At 32.9% G+C, this 11,970-nt stretch carries 10 protein-coding genes; 3 read left to right on the plus strand and 7 right to left on the minus strand.

The window, feature by feature from the left end; genetic code table 11:
- Positions 1-344: 344 nt before the first annotated feature.
- The 3 genes from VB798_RS20365 to VB798_RS20375 form a co-directional block, all read right to left on the minus strand.
- Entirely contained in the window at positions 345-1,100 is a 756-nt protein-coding gene (locus tag VB798_RS20365) for an SDR family NAD(P)-dependent oxidoreductase (RefSeq protein WP_323689081.1), read from the minus strand.
- 32 nt (positions 1,101-1,132) lie between these two features.
- On the minus strand, positions 1,133-1,891 hold the full coding sequence (locus VB798_RS20370; RefSeq protein ID WP_323689082.1) for an NIPSNAP family protein: 759 nt from the start codon (positions 1,889-1,891) through the stop codon (positions 1,133-1,135).
- Positions 1,892-1,962: 71 nt separating this feature from the next.
- Positions 1,963-4,032 carry an OmpA family protein gene (locus VB798_RS20375; protein ID WP_323689083.1) on the minus strand — a complete coding sequence of 690 codons (2,070 nt, stop codon included), beginning with the start codon at positions 4,030-4,032 and terminating at the stop codon, positions 1,963-1,965.
- A 91-nt stretch (positions 4,033-4,123) separates the two neighbouring features.
- On the opposite strand from VB798_RS20375, the gene pth reads away from it, so the two are divergent.
- Positions 4,124-4,684 (plus strand): aminoacyl-tRNA hydrolase, encoded by a 561-nt coding sequence (gene pth, locus VB798_RS20380; protein WP_323689084.1) that lies wholly within the window; start codon positions 4,124-4,126, stop codon positions 4,682-4,684.
- 864 nt (positions 4,685-5,548) lie between these two features.
- Here pth and rlmB read toward each other — a convergent pair.
- The gene (rlmB, locus tag VB798_RS20385) at positions 5,549-6,334 is read right to left on the minus strand and encodes a 23S rRNA (guanosine(2251)-2'-O)-methyltransferase RlmB (protein ID WP_323689085.1); all 786 of its coding nucleotides are present in this window, start codon (positions 6,332-6,334) and stop codon (positions 5,549-5,551) included.
- A gap of 536 nt (positions 6,335-6,870) precedes the next feature.
- On the opposite strand from rlmB, the gene VB798_RS20390 reads away from it, so the two are divergent.
- Positions 6,871-7,458: a lipocalin family protein gene (locus tag VB798_RS20390; protein ID WP_323689086.1), complete on the plus strand. Its 588-nt coding sequence runs from the start codon at positions 6,871-6,873 to the stop codon at positions 7,456-7,458.
- Positions 7,459-7,601: 143 nt separating this feature from the next.
- On the opposite strand, the gene VB798_RS20395 is transcribed toward VB798_RS20390, so the two are convergent.
- On the minus strand, positions 7,602-7,922 hold the full coding sequence (locus tag VB798_RS20395; protein WP_323689087.1) for an MGMT family protein: 321 nt from the start codon (positions 7,920-7,922) through the stop codon (positions 7,602-7,604).
- Position 7,923: 1 nt separating this feature from the next.
- A complete protein-coding gene (locus VB798_RS20400) occupies positions 7,924-8,496 on the minus strand; it encodes a DUF3109 family protein (protein ID WP_323689088.1) in 573 nt (190 codons plus the stop codon).
- Between the two features lie 271 nt (positions 8,497-8,767).
- Between VB798_RS20400 and VB798_RS20405 the strand changes: the two genes are divergently transcribed.
- Positions 8,768-11,173 (plus strand): LysM peptidoglycan-binding domain-containing protein, encoded by a 2,406-nt coding sequence (locus tag VB798_RS20405; protein WP_323689089.1) that lies wholly within the window; start codon positions 8,768-8,770, stop codon positions 11,171-11,173.
- A gap of 134 nt (positions 11,174-11,307) precedes the next feature.
- Here the strand turns inward: VB798_RS20405 and VB798_RS20410 are convergent, their stop codons facing one another.
- Positions 11,308-11,955 carry an O-methyltransferase gene (locus VB798_RS20410; protein ID WP_323689090.1) on the minus strand — a complete coding sequence of 216 codons (648 nt, stop codon included), beginning with the start codon at positions 11,953-11,955 and terminating at the stop codon, positions 11,308-11,310.
- Positions 11,956-11,970 lie beyond the last annotated feature (15 nt).

The following is an 11,970-nucleotide window of genomic DNA, read 5'->3' on the forward strand; positions in this document are numbered from 1 at the left end:
GGGCTTATTTTTTGAAGGTCGTTCTAGTATAGCAAAACTATAGAGAAATATACTCAATCAAATTCTACTAAAATCTAAATAAATTTAAGAAATACTTATAAATGAAATAAGGACAGGAGAAACCCCCGCCCTTATCTGTTTAACCTCTAAACCTATTTAACTATGAAAATTAATACAAATATAAGCTAAATTCTGGTTATTTAAACATTAAATGTCCCATGAATTTTTACTATTTTTTGACGAAATGGCATTTTAAGTGATAAAACTTGAAAATAGATGTACATACAGATATTTTATAAATTTTGTAAACAATTTATTAATGTATCAAAATGATAATTCTGTTTTCAAGCCCCTCGATTGATGACAGTTGCTGATGCTTGTGCCACTGGAAACAAGGTAATATCTGCCATGACAACATGAGCAGGACGACTAACTGCAAAAGCGATAATTTCTGCAATGTCTTCTGCCTTTAAGGGTTCAAACCCTTTATAAATTGCATCTGCCTTTTCTTCGTCTCCTTTGAAACGGACTAATGAAAATTCGGTTTCAACAGCTCCCGGAGCTACGTTGGTTACTTTAATGCCGAATGGATTTAAGTCTAAACGCATTCCTTCAGAAATTGCTTCAACTGCTGCTTTCGAGGCGCAATATACATTTCCATTTGGATAGGTACTTTTGCCAGCAATTGAACTTAGATTAACAATGTGTCCTTGCTTTCTAGCTTTCATCCAAGGCATAATTACTTTTGAAACATAAAGTAATCCTTTTACATTGCCATCAATCATAGCATCCCAATCGTCGGTTGAGCCATCTTGAATGGGACCCATACCATGCGCATTGCCAGCATTATTGACTAAGATGTCTATATTCTTTTCTGAATCAGAAAGCGAATTCAGTGCATTTTCTACTTGTTCTTTATTTCTTACATCAAAAGTAAGTATTTGCACATTTACTTTCTTAGAAAGACTTTCTTTTAAAGCATCAAGTTTTTCGATTCGTCTTCCGCACAAAATTAAATTGATTCCTAAATCTGCAAAGGCTTCAGCAGTAGCTTTTCCGATTCCAGAGCTTGCACCAGTAATAAGAGCTAATTTGGGCATTTTTTTCTATTTTAATGAAGTAAGGCGTTGAATTATTTCAAAGGCGAAAATTCAACTGGATACATATATTCTGATGTTACTTTTACTGTTAATGAACTTCCTGCTTTTTCTTCCGAAGCTTTTCTTACAGCTTGCCACTCTGGGTCAGCGCCGAATGTTTTGAATGAAGCCAAACCTGCTTCTTTAGTTTTGTGCGCTAAGAAATAGATTAAAGTATTTTCTGAGCCTTGTTCTTTATCAGTAGGTGTCCAATAAATAATATTACTCATGCCATGTCTTTCAAACAATTTCAAGGTATGATCTCTGAAACGAGCTAACAATCCAGAAAGATTATTGGGAGTAGCAATATAAGTTCTCAATTCAAAAACTCTGTCGCCAACACTTTTCAAATTATTAGGCGAAAAATCAGTCGTTTTCAAGAAAGTACTTTCTACTTTAGCCACAATTTCACCATTTGCTGTAGTTTCTTTTGTTACTTTAATCCAACCTTTATCTTCCGAAAATGACTTCCAAGATTTTTCACGAGCTTCACGAGAAGGATACGATAACACATAAACCATTTTATTGTCTTTGTTATCTAAAGGCAACCAAAATCCTTCTAAACGCATTTTATGTTTCTTGAAATAATGAAGAGTATGTTCTTTGAAACGGTTCATCAACACATCAAATTTGCCATCACTAGCGTAATAAACTCTTAATTCATATACACGACTATTGGCATCATCAGCTTTGGCTTGCATCGAAAAGCTTGTCAATAAACATAAAAGGAAGACAACGATTTGGTTTTTCATGGTTTTTGGAAATGATTGATTTTGAATCAGTGAAAATAATTGTTTTGTTATTTGAAATACTTATCCAAAACTTATAAAACAGTCAATTCTACTCTTCTGTTTTTCTTTTTGTTCTCTTCCGAATTATTTGGCAAAAGTGGTTTGTTACTTCCGTAGCCTTTGTAATGTAATCTATTTTCATTGATTCCTTTGCTGACGAAATAATTAAAAACAACTCTAGCTCTATTCTCCGAAAGAGCAAAATTTAGTCTTGTGTCTCCAATATTATCTGTATGTCCGCTAATTTCAATCTTGACCTGTGGGGCATTTTTCAGAAGCTCTACCATTTTATCTAGTTCTTCGTATGAAACCGATTGCAATATAAAGCTACTTTGTTCAAAATAAACATTATCAAGTGTAATAGATTGTCCATGTTCAATCTGAACAAAATCTTTTACTTTAGAGCTCTCGATGGGTGCTTTTGTCTTAGGAACATCTACAGTAGCTACACTTTTGCTACTGTTTACAGCAGGTTTTCTTTTCAGCAAAACGGTATAAAAAACAGCTTTTTTAGAAGACGCATATTGTACTTGTTCTACTTTTAGTTCGTAATCTTTTGCAAAAGATTCTATTTGATAATTGTCTTTTTCTGTCAAAGCCAAATGATATTCCGTTACATCATTAGAAGTATTTACTGTAAAGGCTTTTTTTGTTTTATTTCCAGTGATTTTAAATGTAGCAGGTAAAATTTTACCACTTGTTGAATCAATCGCCGATAATACCAAACCTTTTATTTTTTGCTTTGGAGTTAAAAAACAATCTAATTCAGCTTGTTTTAGCTTTACAAACTCTTGCTGATACTTTTCAAAACCATTGGTGTTGATTTCAAGATGATACTTGTCTTCAGGAATTAAACTTATCAAAATATCACCGTTTTTTTGTTTTTCGATTTTGGGTTGATTGGCTTTATTACTGAGATTGACAAGCTCAATTTTATCGGCGATAATGGGTTCACCATTGAGTTTATTTTTTGTTTTTATTGTTAAATGATGAAGGTTTCTTTCAAGACGGATAGTATAAACGTACTTTTTGGTAGGATTAAAATCTGCCATATTAAAAGTACTTTGCTTGGTAATATAATGTTCTGCAGCAGTTTCAACTGTAAAAATCTCTTGACTGCTCACTCTTACACTAGCTTTTACTTCATTTTTAAAAACGATATTTCTTTTCAGGTGCTCCAATTTAACATTAATAAAAGCTTTAATTGGTTTTTCTGTTTCAGCATCAATTACTTCAAAATGTACTGGAAGACTATTTTTGTAGAGCATAAAATTGACTGAATTTCCTTGCGGTGCTTTCAGTACTTTTTCTTTGAGCTCTATATAATCTTCGGCATTGATGATGAATTCATATTTACTTGAAAGTTTCAAATTCGCACTATAACCATCAGAATTCGGTTTTTTTGACGCATTTTTAATTTCAGAAGCATTCAAATCAACCACTTTTACTTGGGCATTTTTGATAGATTCTTTCGTGTCGGCATCTAATACTTTAATTGATAAAGGATAGCGTTCAAAAACCAATGGAATGGCAAATTCATGATGATTAGTATTGATAAAATCTTTGATGGAAATCATTGAATTGCCATCCGAAAAGCCATCTGCTTTGACCGATACTTTCAAATTATCTTGTTGTGATAATTGAATAGAAAAAAAAGTATTTTTTGAAGAAGTACTTCCTTTGAAAATCTCTCCAGTTCTTTCTGACGTAATTATAAAATCGGCTAAAACACTTTCATTATTGGCTTTATTAATGGCAGTGAAATTGACGGTGACAATCTTATTTTGAACTCCCGATTTTGTAGTTGAAGCAATTGTATTGCCTGCTTTTGTTGAAGTATTTTTTAGGGAATCAAGAATGTTTTTTTCTGAAAAAGGCACTGAAGCAAAAGACTCGGCACGATTTTTATAGTTTATTGAAGTAAGTAAATCATTTTTTGAATTGAAACTATTGAACTCTACAGTGTTGAGGTCAGTAAGATTACCCCAATTAAATTGGGCTTCTGTTGTGCTTTGATTTTTTGAAAAGGCTGATTCCTTCATCAAGCACAACGTTAATGCGAGTAGGGCTGGGCTGATTTTAATAGTAGCTTTGTTTTTCATGGGTGGATAAATACTATACAAAATTACTTAATTTTGACGACTCATTCATGAAAAAAAGAATACAAAGTTAATTTCAAATATTTAATACAAAATGAAATACCTGATTGTTGGTCTTGGAAATATTGGTCCAGAATACTTGCTTACTAGGCATAATGTTGGTTTTATGGTGTTGGATCGTCTGGCGAGTAATTTCGAAGTGAAGTTCTCAATGAGTCGTTTAGCTTATCATGTAGAAATTAAGCATAAAGGAAAACAAATTCATTTAATTAAACCAACCACTTACATGAACTTGAGTGGAAAGGCGGTGAATTATTGGATGAAAGAATTGAAAATCGAAAAGGAGAATACTTTAGTCATTACGGATGATATTGCACTCCCTTTTGGCAAGCTTAGAACCAAAGTGAAAGGTTCGCATGGGGGACACAATGGTTTACGAAATATTGAGGAAGTATTGGGTTCTTCAGCTTATCCTCGTTTGAGATTTGGAGTAGGGGATGATTTTGGTAAAGGAAGACAAGTAGAATACGTTTTAGGAAACTTTGAAGGAGCACAATTAGATGAATTGCCAGAACATCTTGATCGTGCCATAGACATTATTTTGAGTTTTTGTTTACAAGGTGTCGATAAGACAATGAATGCTTTTAATCAATAATTGGATTATTCGAAGAATTTTAAAATTATTAAAAATAATTTATAACAAAACATTTGCAATGTTTTTGTTATGCAAGCAGAATAATATTTCGATTGTAATTGTTTTTGTTTCGTAATTAAGTGTTTTTCTGTTGATTTTTAGGTAGTTACTACTATAAAATTGGAAAGACTTAACACAAATCATTTGCATATTTATATAATATTGCACAACTTTGCATCGTTAATCATGTAAATGAATCTTTGTACAAAACCACGAATTATTTTTTTATTAATTTTAAAAAATAACTAAAAAAATAAACTTTTTTCAAATAAAAATTGTAGTATTGTCATAGAGGAACGATGAAGGAATTAATTGATAGTCGTTTAATAAAGTAGAAAATTATACATCGTTTATGAGGTCTGAATAGATTCATCCACCAGCGACGATTTGTTTATATAATTTAAGAATTTTCATAGTTAAATAGGTTTAGAGGTAAGATGGAAAGGGCGTTTCTTTTGGAGACGCCACTTTTTAAAAATTAAAGCTAAGTTTTGTGAATTTGGAATTGCGTTGAAAAAACTTAGTTTCTTGAATTGAATAGTTATTTTTCATAGTTAAATAGGTTTAGAGGTAAGACGGGAAAGGGCGTTTCTTTTAGAGACGCCTCTTTTTAAAAACAATTAGAGAATCTGGATGTGTTAAAGAGTTGAGTTTATTCTTCTAATTTTTGAATAGAAAAGGTGCAGTTATTTTTCATAGTTAAATAGGTTTAGAGGTAAGATAATAAAGGACATAGCCATTGGTTATGTCCTTTTTTTTGGCAGTAAATAAAAAAGCCCTCCGTATCCATTACGAAGGGCTTTCTAACGATGATTCTCTCTTAATTTAAACTAATCGTTTACGAACGACTTCATAAAGGATTACTCCAGTAGCTACTGATACGTTTAATGAACCAACACGACCAACTAAAGGAATTGTCGCTAATTCATCAACAGAACGCATCAAATCATCCGAAATCCCGTCTTCTTCAGAACCCATGATAATGGCTGTAGGAATTGAAAAATCAACATCGTAAATATTTTTAGAAACTTTTTCAGAACAAGCAACCACTTGAATACCTGAGTTTTGTAAAAACCTCACAGTATGAAATAAGTTTTCTTCACGACAAACTGGTAAAAAGTTTAAGGCTCCAGAAGAAGTTTTCATGGCATCAGCATTGATTTGTGCAGCTCCTTTTGTTGGAATTACAATCGCATGAACACCAGTACATTCGGCAGTACGAGCAATTGCACCAAAATTACGTACATCGGTAATTCTATCTAATACTAAAATTAAGGGAACTTCACCTTTTTCATACACATCAGCCACAATGTTTTCAAGTTTGGCATAATTGATAGCCGAAACGAAAGCAATAACACCTTGGTGATTTTTACGAGTAATTCTATCTAACTTTTCAACAGGTACTTTTTGAACTGGTACTCCTTTCAAACGAGCAAATTCTAAAACTTCTAAACTGCCAAGTTCTCTTTGAACAAGTAATTTGTCGATTTCTTTGCCAGAGCGAAGTGTTTCTAAAACTGATTGAATACCAAATACTATATCTTTATTTTCTGGTTTTGCTTGGTTAAAATATTTGAAAGGCTTCTTTGGTCCTTCAGAATGGTTTTCCATTGTTGTTGTATTTAATTGATTATTTTATTCATCTTCAAAGTATTGACAAAGCAATATTTTTGTAAAGTTCGGAAACTTTTTACTCTGTTTTTAATTTTTGATGAAGAAAGGCAATAAGAGTGTCTTTTTTACGTAAATAAGAAGGTTTTTTAAGTCATTATTTTAAGTTTTATTAAGAAAAAATGGGTGTTTACAAGTGATTAGGGGCATGAAGTAGCACCGCTTATTTATTAAACGGTTGTATTTTACAAAAAAAATGTTTTATCTTTGTGTCGTACTCTGTGGAAATGTACAAATCGTTCTTTGAATTCACATTAATATAATCCTTTCTTTAATTACTGTTTTTCAGTAGCTTACTTTTTATTATTTCATTCTCCTGAACAATCTCAGGAAACAAATTCCACAGAATAATCCTAATTACTAAATTTTCAAACATTGTTTTTTTTCTGTTAAGGTTTCGTCTTGCTTGTCGAGTGATTCTTTAATTATTGTTCACGTAAACCAAAAGAGGTTTACCTAAATCCCAAATCAAGGATATGAAAAAATTGATTAAATTGACAGCAACCATGCTTATACTTGGTTCTGTAGTTTACGCTTGTAAGGTTAAACAACAACAAACTAACCTTTCTTCCGAGATTAAACAAGCTATACTACCCAACAAAAGTGATGCTTTGATTACTGAAATGTTAGCCAAAAATTGGGTGATTAATGTAGTGAATTATCAAGCTGATACTCGTAAAAATGTTTTGTACGAACGTGGCGTAGCAGCCAACTTGCATGATTATTCGAAGGAGTCTTTTAGACTGACAACTGAAGAGCGTGTTGATTATACTGATGGAGCAGGGAAAACCCATCACGGTACATGGACTTTGAAAGAAGATAATACTAAATTACTAATGGATTTTGAGGATGGTCAAGAAATAACATGGGATATTATTAATACCGATAAAAACCATTTAGACTTACATCTTGCTATTGATGCTAAAAAAGTAAAATGGGATATTCATGATTTGAATCACATTGATATACCGACTGCGGTAGTTTTTGCAGGTTTTTATGCAGGAATTGTAGATGAAGATACCCAGAAAGTAAATGTGACGTATCGAATGATGCCAAGAAGCTAAATAAGAGTTATGAATTATGAATGATGAGTTGTGAATTTAAAATATTTATATAGTTATTTAATTCACTCAGTAACGTCGTTTGTTTTTACATAGACTACTTAAATTAAAAGCCATTTGTCGTTGAGGCAAATGGCTTTTTGATTTTATAATAATTCTTTTGTGGGCGACCAGAAAAGCTCTTTAAAGTTTTGAATCTTGTCGTTTTTAACAATAATTCCTTCGTTTTCAAGTAATTCTTGCATTCTGTTTCCACCAAAAAAGGCTTTGCCAGTTAGTACTCCATTACGATTCACTACTCTATGTGCAGGAATCGTATCATCATTGTGTGAGGCATTCATTGCCCAACCGACCATTCTAGCGCCACCTTTTCCACCTAAATACCCAGCAATTGCACCATAAGAACTCACTCTTCCATGAGGAATCAATCGAACTACTTCGTAAATATCATCAAAAGAATTTTTCATTTTATAATTGCTCTCTGTCTCTGGCTTCGTTCAATAATTCTTGATACCAAGCCTCTCCGTATTTTCTAATCAAAGGTTCTTTCAAGAATTTATACAGTTCAACACCCAATTGTTCTCCATGCGTACAAGCATCTGAACAAATATGCCAGCGGTCATAATTGAGGGCTTCATAATGTTCGTACTTGGTAATTCGGATAGGATAGAGGTGGCAAGAAATAGGTTTTCTCCAAGATATTTTACCATCAAAGAAAGCCTGTTCAATTCCACATTTCAGAATGTTTCTATCATCATAAATAGCATAAGCACATTCTCTGCCTTTGATGACTGGCGTAGAAAAATCGCCTTCCCAATCTTTCACATAAATGCCTTCTTCTTCAATCGCTTTGATACCTTCTTGTGAAAGATATGGTTTTACATCTTGATAGATTTGTTCCATAATAGGAAGCTCGTCATCGTTCAATGGAGCACCCAAATCGCCTTCCACACAACAAGCACCTTTACATTTTATGAGGTCACAAACGAAGAATTTCTCAATAATATCATCGCTGATGACGGTGTCTTCTATCAAAATCATATTCAATTTTTATTTTTATTTACATCTTGGCATGCTTTTTTAGCAAGAAGAGAAAGCAAAATTACTTAAAATTTTATCGAATACCTGCAATCATCATAATTTGACTTTGGTCTTTTTGAAATTTCAGGCAAGGTTTTTGGTAATTACGCAATAAAGATATTTAACTATTGAAGCTTTAATTGTACTTTAGGTATTTATTTGAGTGTACTGATAAACTATTTTTCGATGAAGAGAGTATCTTTTCATATTAATTCCTAAGAATTTCTAAATTATGAACAAGTACATTTTGTTATTGATTATTGTATTTTCTCCTTTTGTTTCCTCTCAAGCTCAGTCTTTACCTCGTAGTATCAAGGTTGGTTCTGTTAATGTAAAATATGATAGCTATGCACGAAACATCATTGAAAAAGAAATACAAAGTTTAAATAATAATCGTAAATATTTAGATGTACTTGTGGACAAAATGGTCATTCACTTTCCAGTGATTGAACGAATTTTAGCCGATGCGGGCGTTCCAGACGAAATAAAGTATTTATGTGTACAAGAAAGTGTATTTGACCCAGAGGCTATTTCTATTTCAGGAGCGGTTGGTTATTGGCAATTTAAAACTGAAACAGCCAGAGAAGTAGGTTTGAGAGTCGATGGGTTTGTTGATGAAAGAAAACACTTGGCGGCATCTACCAAAGCTGCTGCGATATATTTAAATAGGAATAATCAACTTTTAAAAAATTGGATGACAACCCTGCTTTCCTATCGTATCGGGCAAGGTGCTATTAAAAATCATCCTGCTACAGATTGGGTTGGTAAAAAAGAAATCACCGTCACTAATACTACAGATTGGTATTTACTTCGTTTTTTGGCACATAGATTTTTTTTAGAAAGCGAATACAACAAAGCAAAAAACAGCTCGAATAATGATTTCTTGTATGAATACAGCAACAGCAAAGGCAAAAGTGTTAATGAAATTGCCAATGAATTAGCGGTTAGTCCAGCATTTATTGCTCAAAATAATGCTTGGCTGAAAGGAACTACTGTTCCTAAAGATAAAGACTATGTGGTTTACGTACCGATGAGTAACCAAAAGTATAGAGACCTCAGCCAAAATAATTTAAGTTCAAAGCCAACAGTTAATCCAAGTACTCAGGTGCAAGATTTAGGGTTTCCAGTACTCGTGAGGCTTACACAAGGGAACAGTAAAACTGAGCCAATTTTTTATGAAATAAACGGAAAAAGAGGAATCCTTTCAATTGATGGCGATACTCCTGCAAGCATTGCCAATCGTGGCGATATTAGCCTGAGTAAATTCTTGAAATTTAATGATTTGGATGCTGATAGTAGAATCATTCCTAATGAAGTTTATTATTTAAGGAAAAAAGACCACCGTGCGGTGGTGGCTTATCATACCGTAGAAAGCAATGAAACACTTTGGTCAATCTCTCAAATGTATGGGATTCATTTAGAGGATTTAATGGCTAAAAATAGAATTCCTCAAATGCAACGTTTACAGAAAGGAAGACTTTTGTGGTTGATTGAAACAAGACCAGATACGCCAATTCAATTTGTAGATTCAAAAAAGGATACTCCTAAAGTAAGTAGTACTATTGAAAAAACAGTGATTGTTACCAATGTTCCAAAAGAAGTAGAATCTAAACCTGCTATTATTACAGAAAAACCAAAAGAGGAAAAGAAAGCTGAAATAGACACCAAGGAATTGAAGCCAGTAATTCCTGTTGTGGTAGAGCCTAAAGAAACAATTCCTACAGCCGATAAAATAAAAACAGTAACGGTAGCGGCTTCACCTGAACCCACAAATATCCCTAAAGTTGAAGACAAAGTATTAATCAGAGAAACTAAAGCCCATGTTGTTTCTGCCAAAGATACTTATTTTGGCATTGCCCAACTTTACGATATGAAAGTAGGCGAAGTATTGAGTTTAAATAATATTAAGCTTGATGAAAAATTGCAAATCGGTCAAGTAATTAAGGTCTATAAACCAGCTACTTCATTAGTTTCTGGAGCGAGAGAAAGCGAAAAAACTCCAGAAGTAAAGATTGTTGAAAGCAAAACGAAAGATAAAAATATTACCACTAAACCTGAGCAGGTTGTAAAGGTAATTCCAGAAGTAAAACCGAGTACTAAAACCAATGTTTCGACAAAAGAAATAAAAGATGCTGTTGAAAAACCATCTGTAGGCAATCCTAGTACAAGTAAAATATTCACAAAAGAGGAGAAAGATATTCCTAAGCCAGAAGCGTCTAAAGTAATAGCCAAAGAAGAAACAGCGAAACCTAGTTTAAAAAATACGCATACCGTTAAAGCCAAAGAAACGCTTTATAGTATTTCAAAAATGTATGGAATTACAGTGGCTGAAATCAGAAAATGGAACAAACTAAATAGCAATATTGTAGAAATTGATCAAGAATTACTGGTATCGAACAGTACAATTATGCCTTCAGTGAAATTAGTAGAAGAACCAGATTCAGAAAAAGTTGCTCCGAAAGTAATTAAAGAAACTGTTCAAACGAATGACAACAATGTATATCATGTTGTAAAAGCTGGAGAAACTGTTTTCAGAGTATCCAAAATTCATGGTGTTACCGTTGACCAAGTGGTGAAATGGAATAATCTGAAGAATTTTTCAGTAAGTGTTGGACAAAAGTTGTTGATTAAGAAGTGAGAAGCAAGACTCAAGATGTGAGAGGCAAGATTCAAGATACAAGATGAAAGAATTTTACTAATGTATTTTGCTACTTGTGTACTGCATCTCATCTTAAGTCTTGTGTCTTGAATCTTGCTTCTCACCTCTTATTCCTAAAGTTTTCTACTAATCATCAAGCCATCTCTCAAAGGCATTAGAATATTTTCGGTTCTTGGGTCTTCGTGACACATCTTATTGAAATTCAGTAGGTTTTGTGTGTCTTTGTCTATTTTTTTGCCTTGCTCAATATTGGCTACTTTTCCACTCCAAAGTACATTGTCAGAAATAATGTAACCACCTTTTCTTACTTTATCAAAAACTAAATCATAGTATTTTGCATAACTCATTTTATCTGCATCAATAAAAACGATGTCGAATACTTCATCCAAAGTCGGAATTATTTCGGCTGCATCGCCAATTTTATAATCAATTTTATCGGCATATTCAGAATCATCAAAGAATTGTTTGGTAAAACTTTCTAATTCTTCGTTGACATCAATCGTAATAATTTTTCCTCCTTCTACCAATCCTTCTGCCAAACATAAAGCAGAATAACCTGTATAAGTACCAATTTCCAAAATACTTTTAGCCTGCATCATGTGAGAGAACATCGCCAATACTCTTCCTTGCAAATGTCCTGAAAGCATTCTTGATTGTAAAATCTTAGCATGAGTTTCTCTGTTGAGTTTTGCTAATAAATCACTTTCTGGAGAAGTATGGTTTTCAGAATAATCGTTGATATTTTGAGGTAAAAAGTCCATTTTTGATATTGAGAT

Source organism: Arcicella lustrica (assembly GCF_034930985.1).
Classification (GTDB): domain Bacteria; phylum Bacteroidota; class Bacteroidia; order Cytophagales; family Spirosomataceae; genus Arcicella; species Arcicella lustrica.